The organism is Jiangella rhizosphaerae (genome assembly GCF_003579925.1).
In the GTDB taxonomy this organism is placed as follows: domain Bacteria; phylum Actinomycetota; class Actinomycetes; order Jiangellales; family Jiangellaceae; genus Jiangella; species Jiangella rhizosphaerae.
In genome coordinates, this window is record NZ_QUAL01000053.1 from 26,012 (window position 1) to 46,490 (window position 20,479).

Annotated in this window: 17 protein-coding genes and 1 riboswitch; of the genes, 3 read left to right on the plus strand and 14 right to left on the minus strand. The window is 70.8% G+C overall.

From position 1 onward, the window contains the following. Positions 1-76 precede the first annotated feature (76 nt). Positions 77-1,330 (minus strand): thioester domain-containing protein, encoded by a 1,254-nt coding sequence (locus DY240_RS06240; RefSeq protein WP_158602757.1) that lies wholly within the window; start codon positions 1,328-1,330, stop codon positions 77-79. Between the two features lie 144 nt (positions 1,331-1,474). Between DY240_RS06240 and DY240_RS06245 the strand changes: the two genes are divergently transcribed. Next, positions 1,475-2,272 carry a thioesterase family protein gene (locus DY240_RS06245; protein WP_119659089.1) on the plus strand — a complete coding sequence of 266 codons (798 nt, stop codon included), beginning with the start codon at positions 1,475-1,477 and terminating at the stop codon, positions 2,270-2,272. Between the two features lie 2 nt (positions 2,273-2,274). Here the strand turns inward: DY240_RS06245 and DY240_RS06250 are convergent, their stop codons facing one another. From DY240_RS06250 to DY240_RS06290, 9 genes are all read right to left on the minus strand, one after another. Next, entirely contained in the window at positions 2,275-2,952 is a 678-nt protein-coding gene (locus DY240_RS06250) for a GntR family transcriptional regulator (protein WP_147375211.1), read from the minus strand. 89 nt (positions 2,953-3,041) lie between these two features. After that, positions 3,042-3,716 (minus strand): RraA family protein, encoded by a 675-nt coding sequence (locus tag DY240_RS06255; protein ID WP_119659091.1) that lies wholly within the window; start codon positions 3,714-3,716, stop codon positions 3,042-3,044. Between the two features lie 3 nt (positions 3,717-3,719). After that, entirely contained in the window at positions 3,720-4,793 is a 1,074-nt protein-coding gene (locus DY240_RS06260) for an Ldh family oxidoreductase (protein WP_119659092.1), read from the minus strand. Beyond that, a complete protein-coding gene (locus DY240_RS06265) occupies positions 4,790-6,004 on the minus strand; it encodes an enolase C-terminal domain-like protein (protein ID WP_119659093.1) in 1,215 nt (404 codons plus the stop codon). Before DY240_RS06265 ends, DY240_RS06260 begins: the two co-directional genes overlap by 4 nt. A gap of 10 nt (positions 6,005-6,014) precedes the next feature. After that, the gene (locus DY240_RS06270; RefSeq protein ID WP_199700927.1) at positions 6,015-6,992 is read right to left on the minus strand and encodes an aldo/keto reductase; all 978 of its coding nucleotides are present in this window, start codon (positions 6,990-6,992) and stop codon (positions 6,015-6,017) included. Next, a complete protein-coding gene (locus tag DY240_RS06275; RefSeq protein WP_119659094.1) occupies positions 6,989-7,825 on the minus strand; it encodes a carbohydrate ABC transporter permease in 837 nt (278 codons plus the stop codon). Before DY240_RS06275 ends, DY240_RS06270 begins: the two co-directional genes overlap by 4 nt. Continuing rightward, positions 7,822-8,778: a carbohydrate ABC transporter permease gene (locus DY240_RS06280; protein WP_119659095.1), complete on the minus strand. Its 957-nt coding sequence runs from the start codon at positions 8,776-8,778 to the stop codon at positions 7,822-7,824. Before DY240_RS06280 ends, DY240_RS06275 begins: the two co-directional genes overlap by 4 nt. Next, positions 8,778-10,094 carry an ABC transporter substrate-binding protein gene (locus DY240_RS06285; RefSeq protein WP_119659096.1) on the minus strand — a complete coding sequence of 439 codons (1,317 nt, stop codon included), beginning with the start codon at positions 10,092-10,094 and terminating at the stop codon, positions 8,778-8,780. The genes DY240_RS06280 and DY240_RS06285 overlap by 1 nt, the downstream gene beginning before the upstream one ends. A 75-nt stretch (positions 10,095-10,169) precedes the next feature. Beyond that, on the minus strand, positions 10,170-11,339 hold the full coding sequence (locus DY240_RS06290; RefSeq protein ID WP_158602758.1) for an ADP-ribosylglycohydrolase family protein: 1,170 nt from the start codon (positions 11,337-11,339) through the stop codon (positions 10,170-10,172). A 98-nt stretch (positions 11,340-11,437) separates the two neighbouring features. Between DY240_RS06290 and DY240_RS06295 the strand changes: the two genes are divergently transcribed. Then, positions 11,438-12,583, plus strand: coding sequence for an ADP-ribosylglycohydrolase family protein (locus DY240_RS06295; protein ID WP_158602759.1), 1,146 nt, complete (start codon positions 11,438-11,440; stop codon positions 12,581-12,583). Here the strand turns inward: DY240_RS06295 and DY240_RS06300 are convergent. From DY240_RS06300 to DY240_RS06310, 3 genes are read right to left on the minus strand one after another with little or no spacing between them, the layout of a single operon-like run. Further along, positions 12,573-13,835, minus strand: a complete 1,263-nt coding sequence (locus DY240_RS06300) for an Nramp family divalent metal transporter (protein ID WP_119659099.1) — start codon at positions 13,833-13,835, stop codon at positions 12,573-12,575. The two genes, DY240_RS06295 and DY240_RS06300, sit on opposite strands and share 11 nt — an antisense overlap. 5 nt (positions 13,836-13,840) lie before the next feature. After that, positions 13,841-14,827 carry a ribonucleotide-diphosphate reductase subunit beta gene (locus DY240_RS06305; RefSeq protein ID WP_119659100.1) on the minus strand — a complete coding sequence of 329 codons (987 nt, stop codon included), beginning with the start codon at positions 14,825-14,827 and terminating at the stop codon, positions 13,841-13,843. Between the two features lie 20 nt (positions 14,828-14,847). After that, complete coding sequence (locus DY240_RS06310) at positions 14,848-17,349, minus strand: ribonucleoside-diphosphate reductase subunit alpha (RefSeq protein WP_119659101.1); 2,502 nt, start codon at positions 17,347-17,349, stop codon at positions 14,848-14,850. Positions 17,350-17,511: 162 nt separating this feature from the next. After that, positions 17,512-17,745: riboswitch (cobalamin riboswitch) on the minus strand. Positions 17,746-17,929: 184 nt separating this feature from the next. Here DY240_RS06310 and DY240_RS06315 point away from each other — a divergent pair. After that, positions 17,930-18,895: an EamA family transporter gene (locus DY240_RS06315; protein WP_199700929.1), complete on the plus strand. Its 966-nt coding sequence runs from the start codon at positions 17,930-17,932 to the stop codon at positions 18,893-18,895. A gap of 165 nt (positions 18,896-19,060) precedes the next feature. Here the strand turns inward: DY240_RS06315 and DY240_RS06320 are convergent, their stop codons facing one another. Further along, a complete protein-coding gene (locus DY240_RS06320) occupies positions 19,061-20,458 on the minus strand; it encodes a tetratricopeptide repeat protein (RefSeq protein WP_119659103.1) in 1,398 nt (465 codons plus the stop codon). Positions 20,459-20,479 lie beyond the last annotated feature (21 nt).

Sequence of the window (20,479 nt, forward strand, 5' to 3'; positions counted from 1 at the left end):
TGAACGCACAAGTCCTCTGCCGTCCGACTAACGGACGACAGAGGACGTGTGCGTGGCGTTCCGGTGACCGCGTGCGTTACTCGGCGGCTCCGGCGAACCGGCGGCGCAGCAGGAACGCGGCCGCGGCGACCAGGCCCAGGCCGATCGTCAGCAGCAGCGTCGGCGAGGCGCCGGTGTCCGGCAGGTCCTCGTCGGGCGTGTCGCTCGGCGACGGCGTGGGGCTCTGGCTCGGCGTCTCCGACGGGGACTCCGACGGCGTCGGCGTCGGCGTGGGCGACTCGGACGGGGTCTCGCTCGGCGTCGGCGTGGGCGTCTCCGTCGGTGTCGGCGTCGGCGTCTCCGTCGGGGCGGCGGTCCAGTCGACCGTCCCCTCGACGTCGAGCTCGGTCTTCTCCGACTGCGCGAGGATCAGCGACTGGGTGCGGATCTCGTCGGTGTCGCTGACGAACAGCCGGCCGATGTTGAGGTGCGCCTCGGCGTGCAGCCGGACGGTGCCGTCGCCGGCCTCGGCGTCGGCCGGGACGTGGACGCCGAACGTGGCGCTGTCGGCCAGCTGGTCACCCAGTGGCGCGCCGTCGCCGTCGACCAGCTCGACGCCCTCGGGCAGGTCCGCGGTGACGTCGACGGTGTCGGCGGTGGTGCTGACGGTGAACGGGCCGATGACGGTGCCCGCCTCGCCGGACAGCGACGACGGCTCCAGCGACAGCGCCGGCGTCGGCTGCTCGCCGATGCCGGTGTTGTCCTCGCCGGTCAGGTACTCGAACAGCGCGCGCACGTCGGCGTCGACGTCGTCGCCCTCACGCGTGAAGTCGTCGAGGTTGGGCTGCACGGCGTCGCTGAACGACCAGACGGCGGCCTGCGTGGCGGTGATCGCCTCCTGCTCGGACAGCCCGTCGTTGAACGCGACCACACCGTCCAGCGCGGCCTCGATGTCAGCCGTCGACGTCACCGGGTACGAGTGCTGCAGCACCCAGAGGATGCGGTCGGCGTTCGCGGTGAACGGGGCGTCCGGGACCGGGTAGGCGTCCCAGGGCACCTCGATCATGTTCAGCTCGGGATCGTCGTTGATCGGGACGCTGACCTCGACACAGTAGGTCTTCAGCTCGGCGCCGTCGTCGGCCAGCAGGCCGAGCAGGATCGCCTGGATCGAGCCGCCCTCGAAGTTGACGCGGTAGCCCGCGACATTGCCGTCCGGGTGGATGATCGCCCGCGCCTCGGCGTCGGCGGTCTCGAAGTCGGAAGCGGCTGCGGATGTGGGAAGCAGAACGGCCGCACCGAGTGCGGCCGCGACACCGGCACCTGCGGCGCGCCGGCGGGAAAGGGTGGACACAGTTCTCCTTCGTGAATATGTACATTCCCCCGAGAACTGCCGCAGGCTATCGGATTACGGAACGAACCGAAAGAAGTCCTCCCCAACGCGGACATGACTGCGGGCACTGTCGGTGTCGCGCGGCGTCGCATAGGGTCTTGACTCGTGCCTGACTTCGACGAAGCGTCGGCCACGCGCCGGGTGTCGCCCGGGCGGCACGACGTCGACATCGACGGAACCTGGTCGGTGGGCGACGTGCCGAACGGGGGCTACCTGCTCGCCCTGGTGCTGCGCGCCGTGCTGGGCGAGTCGGCGCATCCGCATCCGGTGAGCACCAACGCGCATTTCGTGGCCCCGCCGACCGCCGGGCCGGCGCACGTCCTGGTCGACGTCGTGCGCACCGGGCGGACCATCGAGACGCTGCGGGCCACGCTGATCCAGGACGACGAGCCGCGGGTCGAGGCGACGGTCACCACCAGCCGGCTGTCGCGCACGTCGCCGGTCGAGTGGGTCGGGCCGCCGCCGGAGCCGGTGGCGCCGGTCGACGAGTGCATCCGCGCGGTGGTCGACCTCCCCGACGGCACCCACGTCGGCCTGCTCGAACACGTCGACCTGCGGCTGGACCCGCAGACCCTGGGCTGGTTCTCCGGCCGGCCGGCCGGACAGCTGTCCATGCGCGGACACGTGCGGCTGGCCGACGGCACCCAGCCCGACCCGGTGGTGCTGGCGCTGGCCGTCGACTCCCTGCCGCCGACGGTGTTCGGCCTGGGCCGGCTCGGCTGGGCGCCCACCGTCCAGCTGACGGTGCTGACCCGCAGCCTGCCCGCGCCGGGCTGGCTGACGGTCCATCTGCGTGGCCGGCTGGTCCGCGACGGCTGGTTCGACGAGGAGGCCGAGGTCTACGACGCCGACGGCGCCCTGGTCGCGCAGTCGCGGCAGCTGGCCCGCATCCGCGTGACCTGAGCTCAGTCGGCGGCGAGCTTCTGCCGCAGCTGCTCCGTCATGCGCGCCTCACCGGTGCGCAGGTGCGCGAGCAGCCGCTGGCGCGCCAGCTCGAAGTCACGCGCACCCACCGCCTCGGCGATGCCGGTGTGCTCGTCGAGGGTGTCGTCGATGCGCTGTGGCACGCCCGACGACAGATAGTGGCGGCCGCGGACGATGTGGCTCTCGATGACCGAGTAGAACCCCTGCAGCCGCACGTTCTTGCTGCAGGCGACCAGGAACGTGTGGAACGAGTGGTCCTGACTGAAGTAGTCGTCGAAGCGGTCGGGCAGGATCGGGTGCTGGTAGCCGTCGAAGAACGTCGCGATGCGCTCGATGGCCTCGTCGTCGGGCTCCGCCTCGAGCCGGTCGAGTCCGGCGGGCTCGAGCCGGCGGCGCAGCTCGAACAGCTCGTGGACGTCCTGCTCGGAGAACGGGGTGACCACCCAGCCTCCGCGGCCGCGCGCGGTGAGCAGACCGGCGGCCTCCAGCCGGTGCAGTGCCTCGCGCACCGGCGTGCGGCTCAGACCGAGCAGCTCGGCCAGCTCGCGGTCCTTCACCGGCGCGCCGGGCGGCAGCTCGGTGCGGACGATGGCCTCGCGGATGGACTCGAAGGCACGGTCGCCCAGCTGGACGGTCTCGATGGGCTGCAGGGACGTCACGGTCGGAGCCACCCCCTTCGTCTGCGCCGTCCGCGCGTCTGGTCTTCCGAGAACAGTATCGTGTGTTCCGGATGATGATCCGTAACGCGTCACGGCAGCTCCACCATCCGCAGCGCGGCGTCGATCCAGGCACGGTCCCAGGTCCCGGCCGCGATCGCCCGCCGCTCCGCCTCCTCGGCCGACCGCTTCTCCTCGGCCAGCGCCACGATCTCCTCGGCCCGCCCGCGCGGGATGACCGCGATGCCGTCCTCGTCGCCGACGACCAGGTCGCCGTCGGCCACCGCCACACCGGCGAGTGCGACCGGGCAGCGCAGCTCGCCGGGCCCGTCCTTATAGGGCCCGAGGTGGCTCACCCCGGCGGCGAACACCGGCGGCGCCAGCGCGGCGAGATCCGCCCGGTCCCGGACGGCGCCGTCGACGACGAGCGCCGCCAGCCCGCGGGTCGTGGCGTACTGGCCCATCAGGCCGCCGAGCACGGCTCGGTCGGTCTGCCCACCGCCGGCGACCACCAGCACCTCACCGGGCCGCGCGAGATCGAGGGCCTTGTGCACGACGAGGTTGTCACCCGGCCGCGTCCGCACGGTCAGCGCCGGCCCGGCCACGACCTGACCGGGCACGAGCCCCGCGACGGGTAACAGGCCGGTGGCGCCGGCCCACCGCCCGAACACGTCGGAGATCAGCGACGTCGCCAGCTTGCGCAGCCGGTCGACCAGCTCGGACGGCGGCAGCGGTGTGGCCGGGTGGATCGGGCAGTCGACGGGCATGGGTCACTCCATCTGCGGGGTCAGATCGGACAGGCGGTGCGGCAGGCCGAACTCGGTGGCGACGGCGTCCAGCTCGGCCAGCGCGGCGGCGGACAGCCGGACGCCGTCGCGCTCCGCGGCGGCGAGCGCGGCGTCCTCGAGCTCGCCGGGCAGCAGGACGCGGTCGACGCCGTCAGCCGGCGGCAGCTCGTGCACCTCGCGAGCGAACCCCTCCACATGGGCGGCGAACGCGGCCCGGCCCAGCCAGCGGTCCGGGTCGAGCGCGAGGAACAGGTGACTGACCTGCTGCGGCCGGTGCGGGTGCAGGTACATGTCACCCAGCGCGTGCCCGGTGACGCCGGCCACCAACCCGCCGCAGAGCAGCTCGATCATCATGGCCAGCCCGGAGCCCTTCGGCCCGGCGAACGGCAGCATCGACCCGGCTAGCGCCGCGGCGGCGTCGGTGGTCGGCCGGCCGTCGGGGTCGACCGCCCAGCCGGCCGGGATCGGGCGGCCCTGCCGCTCGGCCACGATCACCTTGCCGCGGGCGGTCGCGCTGGTGGCGATGTCCAGGACGAGGGGCGGGCCGCCGTCGCGCGGAACGGCGATGCTGAGCGGGTTGGTGCCCACGGCGCGGCTGCGACCGCCGTGGTAGGTCATGGTGGGCGGGGCGTTGGAGAGCGCGACGACGGCGAACCCCTCGGCGGCGCCGCGGCGGGTGAGGTAGGCCAACGTGCCGCAGTGGTTGGAGTTGCGCACGCCGGCCACTCCGACGCCGGTGTCCCTGGCCAGCGCGACCGCCGTCTCCATCCCCGTCAGCGCCCCCAGCTGGCCGACCGCGTTGCGCGCGTCGACCCGGGCGACGGCGCCGTCGCGCTCGACCACCGGGACGGCCAGCGGGTCGACGGCGCCGGACCGCAGCCGCGACGCGTAGACCCGCAGCCGCACCACGCCGTGCGAGCCGATGCCGCGCGCTTCGGCGTCGACCAGCGAGCCGGCCACCAGGTCGGCCGTCGCCGCCGGCAGCCCGGCCGCCGCGAGGACGGCGGCGCAGTGCGCCCTGAGGACGTCGAGCGGGATCGGGTCGGCCTGCGTCATGCGGGGTCGGCCCACCGCTCGTTCGGGATCAGCGGGTACCAGTCCGGCCGGGCGGGGTCGCGGTCGTAGGTGTAGTTGCCGACCTCGGCGAACAGCTCGGCGTACTTCGCGACCTTGTCCGGGTCGAGCTCGACGCCGAGCCCGGGTCCGTCGGGCACCGCGATGCTGCCGTTCTCGTAGGTCATCTTGCCGCCGACGATGACGTCGTCGGCCAGGTGGTGGTAGTGGGTGTCGACGGCGAACGGCAGTGCGGGCAGGACCGCGCCGAGATGGAGCATGGTCGCCAGCCCGATGCCCAGTTCACCCGACGAGTGCATGGCGACGCTGAGCTGGAACGTCTCGCACACGCCCGCCGCCTTGACGCACGGCCGGATGCCGCCCCAGAACGTGGTGTCGAGCAGGATGACGTCGACGGCGGGCTGCAGGACGTTCGCCGCGAGCTGCTCGAAGTTCACGACGACGCTGTTCGTGGCGGTCGGGATGCTGATGGCCTCGCGGACCCGCCGCATGCCGTTGAGGCCCCAGGTCGGGTCCTCGAAGTAGTCGTTGCGCAGGTGTTCGATGCCCCGGGCGAACCGGATCGACTCCTCGACGCTGAGCACGGAGTTCGGGTCGTACCGCAGCCCGTCCTCGGGTGCCGCCTCGGCCAGCGCCTCGTAGCATTCACGCTCGTAGTCGGGCGGGAACACCCCGCCCTTGAGCTTGTGGGTACCGAACCCGTACCGCTCCTTGAGGTCCAGCGCATGCGCCGCGAGCTGCTCCGCCGTGCGCACCTCGCCGGAGCCGTCCTCGTTCGGGTAGCGGAAGAACAGGTACGACCCGAACTCCACGCGGTCGCGCAGCCGCCCCCCGAGCAGCTGCGAGGCGGGCAGGTTCAGGTACTTGCCCATGAGGTCGATGCAGGCGAACTCCAGCGCGGCGTGCAGGTGGGTGCGGTTGCCGTAGAGCGCGGCGGTCGGGTTGAGCAGCTTGAACCGCATCGCCTCCAGGTCGAACGGGTCGTGGCCCTGCAGGTACGGCAGCAGGCCGCGGAACGCGTCCTCGGTGGCCCGGCCGGCGCCCCGCATCTCGCCCAGCCCCGTCAGTCCCTCGTCGGTGTCGACCTCGACGATGGTCCGCACGAACCGGCCCCAGTGCCCGCCGTTGGCGTGCCGCAGCGGCGCCTCCAGCGGGATCGCCACGGTCGTCGCGCGGATGTCCGTGATCTTCATCGGTGTCTCCTCACCGGTTGTAGAGCGGCGCGGCGCCACCCACGTCCGCCCAGACCTCGTCGCAGGCCGCCACGGTCGCGGCGTCGAGCGGTCCGCCGCCGATCGCCCGCAGGTTCGCCTCGAGCTGCTCCAGCCGTGAGGCGCCCAGCAGGACGGCGCTGGTCAGCGGCCGGTGCGCCACCCAGCGCAGCGCCAGCTCGACCAGCGTGATGCCGGCGGCGCCGGCGATCGTCGCCAGCCGCTCGACGGCGTCGAACAGCGGCCCGTTCCAGTACCGGTCGCGGTAGATCTCGCGGCTGAACCGGGTGCCCGGCTCCGGCTGCCGGTCGATGCGGTGCTTCCCGGTGAGCAGTCCGCCGGCCAGCGGGTTGTAGACGATGTTCGTCAGGCCGAAGTGCTGCGCGCAGGCGGCGTACTCGGCCTCGATGCGCCGGCCGACCAGGTTGTACATCGGCTGCGAGATGAGCGGTTCCGGCCAGCCGTGGGCCCGGGCGAGCAGCAGTAGCTCGGTGATCTGCCAGGCGGCGAAGTTGGACTGGCCGACGTGGCGGATCTTGCCGGCGGCCACGAGGTCGGCCAGCGTGGCCAGCGTCTCCTCGACCGGCGTCGCGTAGTCGGGCCGGTGCAGGTAGTAGACGTCGATGCGGTCGGTGCCGAGCCGGCGCAGGCTGGCGTCGACCGCCTTCGTCAGCGCCGCGCGGCCCAGTCCCTTGAGCGACTCGTCGGCCTGCTCGACGTGGCTGCCGCCCTTGGTGGCCAGCAGCACGTCGTCGCGGAACGGCTTCACGGCGCGGCCGAGGATCTCCTCCGCCGCGCCACCGGCGTAGTTGTTCGAGGTGTCGAACATGGTCACCCCGGCGTCGCGGGCGACCCGGACCATCTCGGCCGCGCCCCGCTCGTCGACCTGCGCGCCGAACGTCATGGTGCCCAGGACCACGCGGCCGATCGTCAGCGGCATGAGCTGCTCCTCCTGCGGATCGTTGGTCATTTCAGCCCCGTGGTCGCGACCCCGCGGACGAGGTACTTCTGGGCGGCGAGGAAGAACCCGAAGATCGGGCCCAGCGACAGGATCGACATCGCGAACAGCGGCCCCCACGACGACTCGCCCTCGGCGTCCATGAACGCGCGCAGCGCCAGCGGGACGGTGTAGTTCTCCGGCGTCGACAGGTAGATCAGCGGCGAGAGGAAGTCGTTCCACGTCCAGATGAACGTGAAGATCGCTGTGGTCGCCAGCGCCGGCATGGTCAGCGGCATGATCACCCGCCAGTAGATGCCCCACCAGCCGCAGCCGTCGATCTTCGCGGCGTCGTCCAGCTCCCGCGGCAGCGTCCGGATGAACTGCACCATGAGGAAGATGAAGAACGCATCGGTGGCCAGGAACTTCGGCACGACCAGCGGCAGGAACGTGTCGATCCAGTTCAGCTCGGAGAACAGGATGTACTGCGGGATCAGCACCACGTGCTGTGGCAGCATGATCGTCGCGAGCATGATCGCGAACCACATCCGGCGCAGCGTGAAGTTCAGCCGGGCGAACGCGTACGCCGCGAGCGAGCAGGCCACCAGGTTCCCCACGATCGACCCGATCGCCACGACGAAGGAGTTCCAGAAGAACGTGGAGAACGGGATCCGCAGCGCGTTCCAGCCGTCGGTGTAGTTGGACAGGGTGAACTCGCGCGGCCACAGGCTCGAGTCGCTGAAGATCAGCTCCGTCGGCTTGAACGAGCTCGACAGCATCCAGATCAGCGGATAGAGCAGCAGCAGGCCGAACGCCACGAGGGCGGCGTGCTTGGCCAGCCGCCGGGTGCGCGTCGTCGCCGTCATCGTTCGTCTCCGTAGAACACCCAGTACTTGGAGCCGGCGAAGTTCAGGGCGGTGAACAGCGCGATGACGACGAACAGCACCCACGCCATCGCCGACGCGTAGCCCATGCGGAAGCTGGCGAAGCCCTCCTGGTACAGGTACAGCGTGTAGAAGAGGGTGGAGTCCACCGGGCCGCCGGTGCCGTCGCTCACCACGAACGCCGGCGTGAACGCCTGGAAGGCGCCGATCATCTGCAGGATCAGGTTGAAGAAGATGACCGGCGTCAGCAGCGGCACGGTGATGGCGAAGAAGCGCCGCACCCGCCCGGCGCCGTCCACCGCCGCCGCCTCGTAGTACATGTCCGGGATCTGCCGCAGCCCGGCCAGGAAGATCACCATCGGCGCGCCGAACGTCCAGACGCTCAGCGCCACCAGCGTGTACACGGCGGTCGCCGGTTCGGAGATCCAGCTCCTGCCCTCGACGCCGAACACGCCGAGGAACGAGTTCACCAGGCCGTCGCCGCTGAACACGCGCCGCCACAGGATCGCGATGGCCACCGACGAGCCGAGCAGTGACGGCAGGTAGTACACCGACCGGTAGAACGACAGCCCGCGCAGCCCCTTGTCCAGCACCATCGCCAGGAACAACGCGAACGCCAGCTGCAGCGGCACGGACACCACGACGTAGACGAGCGTGACCTTCAGCGACGCGATGTAGCGCGGGTCGTCGCTGAACAGCCGGACGTAGTTGTCCAGGCCGATCCACGTCGGGGTCGTCAGCGGGTTGTACTCGGTGAAGGACAGGTAGAGCGAGGCGATCATCGGGCCGATGACGATGACGAACAGCCCCACCAGCCACGGCGAGAGGAACAGGTATCCCGCCACGTTCTCGCTGATCCGGAACCGGCGCCCGCCGGTGCGGCGCGGCCGCTCCGGCGGGCTGTCGACCCGGCCTCGTGTCGCGACGGCGGACATCAGCCGAGCAGTCCCGGCGCTTCGCTCATCAGCTGGTCGACGGCCTCGTCCAGGCTCATCCGCCCGAACGCGAACTCGTAGTACAGCCTCTGGTAGAGGTCGTTGAAGTCGCCGAACCCGGTCGGCAGGACCGGCGTGACCTGGGCATCGTGTGCCTGAACCACCTCGAGGTGCTCGAACGAGCGCTGCTCGGTCTCGTCGACGGCCGCGCGCACCTCCTCGCGGATCGACGGGGACGCCGGGACGCCGCGGGTGGTCTGCAGCAGCGCGCCCGCCTCGGAGTCGTTGACCAGGAAGTCGATGAGCTTCGCCGCCTCCTCGGCGTTCGGGCTGGTGCGGGTGATGCTCCACGCCATGCCGGCCCGCCAGACCTGGCCCGGGGCGCCGTCGTCGCCGAACGGGTAGGTCGCGATGCCCACCTCGCCGGGGCTGAGTCCGACGAAGTTCGTGTACTGGCTGGACGTCGTGAAGTCCATAGCCGCGTAGCCCTGGACGACGCCGGAGTTCTCCGGGTTGGCGCCCTGGGCGGTCTGCAGGTCGGCCGGCACCGCGGCGCCGTCCTCGCGCAGGTCGCCCCAGAACTGCCACAGGTCCTTGACGTCCTGCGCCTCGAAGCCCAGCTCGTTGCCCTCGAACAGCTGCTTGCCGCGCTGGTTGAGGAACGACTGCAGCACCTCGTACTGCGGGCCGCCGTCCTCGGTGCCGTAGTAGCCCTCGCCTCCCGCGGCGGCGATCTCGCGGGCCAGGTCGGCGAACTCCGACCACGTCCACGTCTCGCTCGGCGGGTCGATGCCCAGCTCCTGCAGCTTGGTGGCGTCGTAGACCAGCGCGTGGCCGTCGAGCCCGGGCGGGATGCCGTAGAGCGTACCGTCGATGGTCTGCGCCTCGAGCGGCTCCTCCTCCCAGCCGTCGACGTCGATGGTGCCGTCGTCGACGTACGGGCCGAGGTCGAGCAGGACGTCGCTGGTCGCGTACTGCGACAGCACCTGGCCGGACATCTGGATGATGTCGGGAGCGTTGCCGCCGGCGACCTGCGTGGTCAGCCGGTCCCAGAAGTTCGTCGCGGTGGTGTACTCGACGCTGATGTCGACGTTCGGGTTCTGCTCCATGTACAGGTCGAGGGCGTCCTGCGTGCGGGTGTTGCGCTCGTCCGATCCGGACCAGGCGATGCGCAGCGACACCTCGCCGTCGCCGCTGCCACCGGCGCCGGCGGAGTCGCCGTCGTTTCCGCAGGCCGCGAGGCCCGCGACGAGCACGGCGCACATCGTCGCCGTCAGAGCTGTGACTGCCCGCTGACGCTTGGTCCGTACCGTCATAGCGGTCTCCTCCTTGAGAGCTATCGATCACGGCAGAGTGCGGGGGGGCGCCGCCGGGCGGTCGGTGGCGTCAGATCACGACGTGGTGCGCCCGAGCTGGCGGCGGAGCTGGGTGAGGTTGCCCTGGACCGCCGCGAACAGGCCGTCGGCGGTCTCCTTCGGGGTGCGGGTGGAGACGGTGTACGGGTCGGTGGCCACCTGAGCGGTGATGGTGGGCTCCCAGTCGGCCGGCAGTGCGGCCGTCCCACCGAGCGCGGCACACAGCGAGCCCGCCACGCAGGCGCGGCCGTCGGTGTCGCGGCCGAGGTTGACGGCCGCGACGACGGCCTCGAACGGGTCGCCCCGGCTGATGTTCACGGCGGCCAGCGCCGTGCCGAGCGTCTCGACCGGCCAGAGGATCGTCCGGCCCGCGTACTCATCGTCGAGAAGAGTTCGCAGGTTGCGCCAGTCGCCGCCGGCGGGAACGTACTCGAGGACGTGCTCGACCTCCGCGCGGGGCAGCGGCGAGAGCCGGGCCAGCGCGGCGTCGATGACGGTGTCGACGGTGGCGTCGGCGCTCAGGCCCTCGGCGATGCCCGCGGCGACGGCCGACGCGACCTCCAGCGCGTAGTTGCCCGGGACGCCGCTCTGGTCCTTGAGCCGGCCGACGTCCAGCGCGTCGAGCGCCGCCTGGCCGGGGTTGCCGGCGTTGACGATGCCGATGGGCGCCATCATGGCCGTCACGCCCCACGCGCCCGGGAAGTAGGCGAACTTGCCGATCTCCCACGGCGGGACGCCGGCCTTCGCGGAGTAGTAGATGATCTGGTCCTGGCCGCCGAGCAGGATGCCGAACTTCGCCGGGTCGATGTCGCGCACCCAGATCTTCGCGACGTCCTCGACGGTGACCCGGCCGCCCTTCTCGATGACGGCGGTGGCGGAGAGCCGGTGCCGCTCGTGGCCGTCCTCGCTCATGCCGGGCGGGCGGTCGTGCACCTGGTAGGTGTTCGGGTAGCCGCGGACCACCGGCAGGTTCGGGAACTTGTCCTCCCACTTGTTCGGCTGCGGCAGCATGGTCGTCACCAGGCCGAACTGCTCCTCGATGTCCTTCCAGTGCATCACCTCGGTGACGTCGCCCATCGAATGGCCGACCGTCGCCGCGACCTCCACCGCGAGGATGCGGTCGTACAGGCGGCCGTCGCTCGGAGTGTCCCGCTCACCGTCGGCGGGCGTGTCGGGCGCCATGTCCCTCCCGGTCGTCGTCGGCACGGGTTCCCATCCACTGCGGAGCTCCATGGCGGTGGATGGTATTCAAAAGTCTGTATTCTGGTCAAGGCATCCCCACCGACCTGATCCGGAGGACATCAATGGCGACGTTGTTCGAGAAGATCTACGGAGTCGAGGCCGCCACGACCATCGCCAACTCCATGGGGGACGTCCTGGAGGGCCTGGCCTGGTTCGAGATCGAGGAGCGGTACGGGCTGGTCACCGAGCTGCTGCCGCAGCCGAACAAGTGGGGCAGCCGCCCGGTCATGGGCATCAGCGCCGACGAGAACGGCCCGGCGCGCATGCCGCAGGAGTGGGGGCACGACTTCGTCTGGTACCCGCACGACCGTCCCCCGGGCCAGAGCGAGGACGGGCACGAACGGCACCGCCTGGCGGTCACCGCCATCATCGAGAAGGGCGGCCGGGTCACGGTCGAGGACGTCGCGCGCATCTGGCTGCGCGACATCGACCCGGCGCGGTTCGGCTATCTGCTCGGCCCGCAGGACCAGGTCATCTACTACGCGCTCAAGGCCGGCGTGTGGCCGTGGGAGACCGGCCGTTACGCCACCTTCCCGGGCATGATCGGCACGTCCAAGATGATGATCGCGATCGGGACGGTGAACGCCTGCGACCCCCGCCAGGCGGCCCGCGACGCCCTCGACGTCGGTCGCATCAAGGACGTCCGCGGCCCGCGCGACAACTATTCGCTCGAGGTCGCGGCGGCGGTCGCGGCCGGCACCGCGGAGGCGCTGAAACCGTCGGCCACCGTCGACTCCGTCCTCGGGGTGGCGCTGGAGCAACTGAGCCGGGTGCCCCGTCGCGAGGTCGAGACGGCGCTGCAGTGGGCGAGCGACGCCGCCGACTGGCGGGAGCTGCGGCCGAAGTTCCAGGACAAGTACCTCGGTCACTGGATGTCGGACGCGGTCGAGATCCTGTCCGGCGGCGCGGCGATCTTCCAGATCACCGGCGGGCACGTCGAGGACTCCATCGTCCAGGCGGTCAACCTGGGCCGCGACACCGACTGCCGGGCCTACATCGCCGGCGGCTGGTCCGCGGCGCTGCGCGGCATCGACGCCGTCCCGGAACGCTGGGTGAAGACCGTGACCGAGCAGGTGAAGACCGACCCGTACACCGTCTCGCGGCGTACGCCGATGGAGAGCGCGACCGGGCTCTACGAGGCGGTCCAGAACGAGCTGCGCCGCTCGAAGGAGCGCGTCGCCGACCTGGAGGCGCAGCTCACCCCATGACGGTCAACGTCAGCAGCGCGACGTTGAGGCTGACGACCACGACGCTGACCAGCACGGCCAGCGTCGTGGTCAGCCGCGAGTTGGCCCACCGGCCCATGACCGACGACTTCGCCGTGACGGCGACCAGCGGGATGATCGCGAACGGGATGCCGAACGACAGCACCACCTGCGAGAGCACCAGCAGCCACGTCGGCTCGGCGCCCGTCGTCAGGATCAGCACGGCCGGCACCAGCGTCACCAGCCGCCGGACCAGCAGCGGGATGCGACGCAGCAGCAGCCCCTCCATGATCACCGCGCCGGCGTAACAGCCGACCGACGTCGACGCCAGGCCGGACACCAGCAGGCCGACGGCGAACAGCGCGCCGATGGCCGTCCCCAGCCCGGACTCGACGGCGGCGTGCGCCCCGGCGATGGTGTCGGTGCCGTCGACGCCGCGCAGCGACGCGGCCGCGACCAGCAGCAGCGCGATGTTCACGCTGCCGGCCACCAGCATCGCGACGCCGACGTCGGCCCGGGTGGCGCTCAGCAGCCGGCCGACCAGTCCGGGCTCCGGGGTGACGCCGAAGCGGTCGCGGGCCAGCGCCGAGTGCAGGTAGACGACGTGCGGCATGACCGTCGCGCCGAACATGCCGGCCGCCAGCAGCACGGTCTGCGTCCCGTCGAACCGCGGTACCAGCCCGTCGGCGATGCCCGACGGCGACGGCGGCTGGACGAACAGCCCGGCCACGAATCCGATCGCGATGACCAGCAGCGCCGTCGTGACGACCCGCTCGAAGGCCCGCTGCCCGCGGCCGTTCTGCACGGTCAGCAGGGCCATCGACGCGACGCCGGTGATGATGCCGCCGAGCCACAGCGGCAGGCCGAACAGCAGGTTCAGCGCGATGGCACCGCCGACCACCTCGGCGATGTCGGTGGCCATCGCGACGACCTCGGCCTGCACCCAGTACGCGAGCCGGCCGCCGCGCGGCAGCCGGTCGCGCAGTACCTCCGGCAGCGACGTGCCGGTGACCACGCCCAGCTTCGCGGACAGGTACTGCACCAGCCCGGCCATCGCCGTGGCCAGGACCAGCACCCACACCAGGAGGTACCCGTAACCGGCGCCGGCCGACAGGTTGGTCGCGACGTTGCCGGGGTCGACGTAGGCCACGGCCGCGACGAAGGCCGGACCCAGCAGGCCGAGCCCGGCCCCGGGCAGCCGAGGCGCCGGCCCGTCCAGCCGATCCGGACGGCGCCGGCGCACCCGTACGTACATGCGTCCTATCCTCCGCTGGCTCGGGCGTCGACCTCGTAGCTGGTGTTGATGGACTCGAAGAAGTTCACCAGTTGCAGGGTGTCGTTCGCCGTCGCCATCCACTTCGCGGGATTGGCCACACGATAGTGCGGCTCGAGACCGAGCTCCTCCAACCGCCGGTCGGCCAGGTACTTCACGTACTGGTTGATGTAGTCGGCGTTCATACCCAGGATCCCCGTCGGCAACAGGTCGCGGTTGTACTGCTCCTCCATCGCGACGCCGTCGATGATCATCTGCTCGATCTCGGCGGCGAACTCCGGCGTCTGCAGCTCCGGGTTCTCGTCCAGCACCGTGAGGACGAGGTTGATGCCGAACTTCAGGTGCAGGCTCTCGTCGCGCACGATCCAGTCGATCAGCGACGCGAAGTTGCGCAGCAGGTTCCGCTGCCGGAAGCTCAGCGCCACCATGAACCCGCTGTAGAACCAGATGCCCTCGAGCACGATGTTGTAGGCGACCAGGTTGCGGACGAAGTCCTGCTTGCCCTCGACGGTGGTGACGTCCAGCGTCTGCTCGGTCATCCGCTTGATGTAGCGGACCTCGAACTCCTCCTTCGCCACCATCGACGGGACGGTGACGTGCGCGGCGTAGGCCTGCTCGCGGTCGATGGGGAACGTCTCGAGGACGTATTCGAAGGCCATGACGTGGTTGGCCTCCTCCCACATCTGCTTGGCGAGGTACAGGTGCGCCTCGGCCGCGCTCAGGTACGGGTACACGCCGAACGCCAGTGCCTTGTTCACCAGCAGCTCGTTCGGGTTGAAGTAGCTCATGAGGAAGGTCAGCGCGTGCCGCTCCTCCTCGGACATCCTCCGGAAGTCGGCCATGTCCTCGCCGAGCTGCACCTCGTGCGGGAACCAGGTGTTCGCGACGGCCTGGTTGTACAGCTCGTAGGCCCAGGGGTAGCGGACCGGCTTGAGCAGCAGGCCCTCCTGGATGCCGGTGCCGAGAATGCCCATCGACGTTCGCTCCTCTCCGGTCACTGGCACGACTCGCACTGCAGCCGTTCCTGGGGATCGACGGGGCAGGCGATCGCCTCCTCGCCGGCGTCGACGACGGTCAGCTCGGGCGCGGGCTGCACGGCCGCCGCCCGGGCCGCGCCGAAGCCGCGCCGCGGGCCGGCCGCCGAGACCCCCGAGCCGGCCAACGACTCGGCCTTGTTGACGCGGACGGTGCTCTGCTCGGCGGTGTGCCGCGGCTTGACGTGCAGGTAGTAGGTGGTCTTGACGCCTTTCGACCACGCCGCGGAGTAGATGTCGACCATGTCGTCGATGTCGCGCGTCTCGAGGTACATGTTGCGGCTGATCGCCTGGTCGATCCACTTCTGCGCCCGGGCCGCGACCTCGATGAACGCGTACGGCGAGAGCTGGAACGAGGTCTTGTAGATGGCCTTGAGGCCGGCGGGCACGGCGTCCAGCGCAGACACGTCGCCCTGCGCGCGCAGCAGGTCCTCCCGCACCTCCTCCCACAGGCCCCGCGCTTTGAGGTCGGCCACCAGATTGCGGTTGACCTCGAGGAACTTGCCGGAGCTGGTAGCCCGGCTGAACAGCTGGGAGAACTGCGGGTCCAGGCCCGGCGTGGTGCCCGCGACCAGGCCGATCGACGCCGTCGGGGCGATGGCCATCAGCGTGGCGTTGCGCATGCCGCCGCGGACCTTGTCGCGCAGCACGTCCCAGTCGAGGCGGCTGGCCCGCGAGACGGTGATCGGCACGCCGCGGTCGCGCTCGGCGCGGTCGACGGTGTCGATCGGGACCAGTCCGCGGCTCCAGCCCGAGCCGTCGAAGTTCGGGTAGGCGCCCCGCTCCCGGGCGAGGTCGGCGCTCTGGTCGATGGCGTGGTAGCTGATGAACTCCATCAGCCGGTCGATGAGGTCGTAGGCCTGCTCGCTCTCGTACGACCAGCCCAGCCGCTCGACGACGTCGGTGAAGCCCATGACGCCGAGGCCGACGGCGCGGTTGAGCTCGTTGGACCGCTCGGACTCCGGCACCGACGAGATGGTGATGTCGATGAGGTTGTCGAGCTGGCGGACCGCGAGCCGGACGCTCTCGCGCAGCCGGTCCCACTCGATGCGGCCGTCGGTCAGGTGCGCGGACAGGTTGATCGACGCCAGGTTGCAGACGGCGATGTTGTCGCGGTCCTGCGGCAGCGTGATCTCGGTGCACAGGTTGGACAGATGAATGGTGCCGGTGTTGTCGTTCAGCGCCCGGTTGTTGATGGTGTCCTTCCACGTCAGCCAGGGGTGCGACGTGGTCTGCAGGGCCACCAGGATCGCCCGGAACTGCTCGCGCGCCTTCATCCTGGTGAACGTCCGCAGCTCACCGGCCTCGGCAGCGGCGACGTACTCGGCGTACCGCCGGCTGAACGCGGCGCCGTACAGCTCCGGCAGGTCCGGGACGTCGAGCGGGTCGAACAGGTACCAGTCGTCGTCGTTGGCGACGCGGGTCATGAACTCGTCGGAGATCCACACCGCCGTGTTCGCCGTCCGGACCCGCCGGTACGGGTCGCCGGCGTTCTGCTTGAGGTCGAGGAACTGCGGGAAGTCGAGGTGCCAGTTCTCGATGTAGAAGGCCAGGGCGCCGAACTTCTTGCCGCCCCGCGAGACCGCCCGCAGCGTCGAGTCGATGGTGTGCATGAACGGGATCGGGCCGGTCGAGACGGTGTTGTTGCTGCGGATGGGCGAGCCCTCGGCGCGCAGCTTCGTCACCGACAACCCGATGCCGCCGGTCCCCTTGGTCAGCCACATGACGTCGCGCACGCTCTTGGCGATGTGCTCGATGTCGTCGTGCATCTCCATGACGAAGCAGTTGGACAGCTGCGAGTACGCCGTGCCGGCGTTGACCAGCGTGGATCCGGCGGCCAGGTAGTCCAGCCGGGACATCTTGTCGTAGAACTGGACCGCGGCGGCGGTGGGGTCGGCCTCGTTCAGCGACAGTCCCATCGCGACGCGCATCCAGAAGAACTGCGGGACCTCCAGCCGGTGACCGTCGCGGTCGTTGATCATGTACCGGTTGCTCATGGTGACCGCGCCGATGTAGCGCAGCAGGTCGTCGCGCGACGGGTCCAGCGCCAGCGCCAGCCGGTCGAGGTCGAAGTGGGTCGCGAGCCGCTCGTCGAGCAGCCCCGCGGCCACGCCCTCCGCCACGTAGCCGGGGAACCGCCACCGATGCAGCTCGGTCAGCTGGTCCGGGCTCTCGAAGTCACCCAGGACCCGCTTGTACACCGTCTTCAGCAGCACCCGCGCCGCGACGGTGTCGAACGCCGGGTCGTCGCGGACGTTCTGCAGGGCCACCTGGATGACGGCCTCGTCGAGTTGCTCGCTGGTGATGCCGTCGAACAGGGTGATCTCGAGTTCGGACTGCAGCTGGGTGACCCGGGCGACCTGGTTGTCCAGGCCCACGCTGGCGGCCTCGATGGCCCGGGCGATCTTGTAGCCGTCGTAGGGCTCCACCGACCCGTCGCGCTTGACGACGTTGACGCTCATGCTCTCTCCTCGCGAGCTCGGCTGGCTCGGCCCGCGGCACCGGAGTGGGGGCAGGAGAGATGCGTCGCCGGCACCGGACGGCAGGTGCCGTTCCGCTGCGTGAGTACGTCGCCGTATCGTCCCCTGGCCCCTCCCTCGGGAGCCGCGGACCACCGCGCGCATGGGGCGTGCGGTGCGCTGGCAGGTCTTCGGACTCACGGGCGCGGAGGCGCCACCTGGCTGGTGGCGTTCCACCTACTGGCCGTCGCTTCCCAGGCCCTCTCACGGAAGGCCCAGTGCTTCGTTGACGGCGGTCGTTCCCGTTCACCGCTGCGGGGCAGTCCCGGACTCACACCGGGTTCCCTGTTGCCTCCACCGCTCTGGATGACCGGTGGAACCAGCTGCAAGAGCCACACTATCTGGTAGTTACAAAGATGCAAGTCACCTACATCTAGTGTCTCGCCCCTCGGTCGCGCACACCGGGACATATGCCGCGACGACGCTGTCGCGATATCGCAGCGACATGGCCGAAAGTCGCTGTCGCTGCTGGCCGGCGATCCGCCACAATGGTCGCCGTCAGCACTCACAGAGGGAGACACTCGTGACCCACGCGCCTGCGCGGCCGGCGATGATCTGGGCCGCGCTGATCGTCGTCTACGTCGTCTGGGGCTCGACGTACCTCGGCATCCGGGTGGTGGTCGAGGCCGACATCCCGCCGTTCCTCGGCATGGGCCTGCGCTTCCTGTTCGCGGGCGGCCTGATGCTGGCCTACCTGTGGCTGCGGCACGGCCGCGCACGGATCCGCGTCAGCCGGCGCGAGCTGCGCGGGGCGGCCACCATGGGCCTGTTGCTGCTCGTGCTCGGCAACGCGATGGTCGCCGTCGCCGAGCAGACGGTGCCGAGCGGACTGGCGGCGCTGATCGTCGGCGCGATCTCCCTCTGGTTCGTGCTCCTCCAGGTGGCCGGCGGGGAACGGCCGCCCGTGCTGACGTGGATCGGCGTCCTGATCGGCCTGGGCGGTGTCGCCGTCATCAGCCTGCCTCGCGGCGGCATCGAGGGCGTCGAGGCGTGGGGCATCGGCGTCCTGCTGTTCGGCACCGTCTCGTGGGCGTTCGGGTCGTACTTCTCGCCGCGGCTCGGGCTGCCGCGCGACGCGCTGGTGGCCTCGGCGTACGAGATGCTGGCCGGCAGCGTCATGCTGATGGTCGTCTCGGCGGCGACCGGCGAGTTCGGCGACCTGCACGTGGCCGAGGTGCCGGCGAAGGGCTGGCTGGCGCTGGCGTACCTGGTGGTGCTGGGCTCGCTGCTGGGCTACACGGCGTACGGGTACCTGCTGGCGAACGCGCCGCTCTCGTTGATCGGGACGTATGCCTACGTGAACCCGGTGGTTGCGGTCGTTCTCGGCTGGGCGATCCTCTCCGAGCCGGTGACCTCGATCGTGCTGATCGGTGGCGCGCTGGTCGTGGGCGGTGTCGTGCTGGTGGTCAACGGCGAACGCACGGGCCGGAAGAAGGAGCGCACCGAGAAGCCGGCCGACCTCGCGCCCGACGAGGCCCTGGCCGGATGACTGCCTGATCGATCATGAAGTCATCGCGTACGGCCGGGCCGGTTGACTCCAAGATCAACCGCCAGTCGTGCCGCCTCGGCGCGCGGTGGCGGAAACCGGGCCCGGACATGGCGAAGGCGTGAACGGCGACGTTGCCGTTCACGCCTTCACGACGTGCTGATGAGGTCAGGCCTTGCCGGCCAGCTCGCTGACTCCGGAGCCGGGCTGCTCGTCCTCGACCAGGCTGGCGCCGGCGTAGGGGACGACCCGCACCGAGCGCAGCGCGCTGTCGTAGGCGTTCATGGCGTCGTCGACGCGGCCGAGATCGCGGTAGAGGTCGGCCAGCTCTCGCCAGGCCGCCGCGGCGACCCGGGACGCGCCCATCGACTCGAGCATGGACGCCGCCAGCGCGGCCTCGCGGATGCTCTCGTCGACCGCACCCTGCGCCCGCAGGATGCGCGCCAGCGTGAGCCGGGCGATCGCACCGCCGACCCGCGGCTGGTCGCCGAGCTCGCGCAGCGACGCCTCGACGGACTCGCGGGCGTCGTCGAGCCGGCCCAGCTGCAGCAGCGTCTGCGCCCGGCGGCTGTAGAAGTTCGCGATGTCGGTGGAGCTGCCGTAGCGCTTGATGTTCTCCTCGACGCCGTCGAGGATCTCGAGCGACCGCTCGGCCTGCGGCTCGCTGCCGTGCAGCAGCAGTCCGGCGTGCGCCACCCGGAGGCGGGCCAGGTTGCGGACGTCGTCGCCCTCGCCGAACATCGCCAGCGCGCGGTCGACCAGGTTGAGCGCGAGCGCCAGCTCACCACGCGACTCGGCGATCAGCGAGGCGTTCCAGTAGGCGGCGCCGCGCGTCTGCGGCGTGCCGATCTTGTCCGCGGCCGCGACCAGCTCGGCGGCGAGCGCCTTGGACCGGACCAGGTCGCCGCGGCCGGAGTAGGCGCCGAGGACGGTGCAGCCCAGGCGGATGTACTCGTCGGTGCTCTCCAGCCCGAGGTCGAAGGCCGCGCGACGGGCCTCCTCGCCGATCTGGATGGCCATGTCGAAGTCGCCGGCGCGGTCGTAGCACCGGGTCAGCGCGATGGCGACGTCCAGCCACGACTGGACCGCCGGCGTCTGCCGGGCCTCGTCGGCCAGCTCGCTGAGGATCGCGATGGCGTCCTCGAGGTCGCCGGTGCGCTCGCGGGCCAGCGCGCGGCCGAGGCGGGCGGCGCGGCTCTGCTCGTCGTTGAGACCGGGGTCGCCGACCAGCTGCGTGAACTGCTCGTACGCCTCGTCGGCGCGGCCCTCGCGCAGCGCCATCTCGGCGCGGCCCAGCGCGAGCCGGGCCTTGGTGCGCACCGAGGCGTCCACACCGTCGCGCAGGTACTCGACGTCGATGCGCAGGCGCTCGGCGATGTGCGCGAGCGCGGACGCGGCCGGCTGCCGGCGGCCGCTCTCGACGAGCGAGACGTAGCTGGGGGACAGCATGCCCTCTGCGATCTCGGCCTGGGACAGGCCGAGCTCCAACCGGCGGGACCGGATACGCTGCCCGACGGGCGTCGGGAGCGGCGCCTCGTCCACTGTTGCTGGCTGGTCTTCTGTCATGACAGTATTGGACTACAGTCA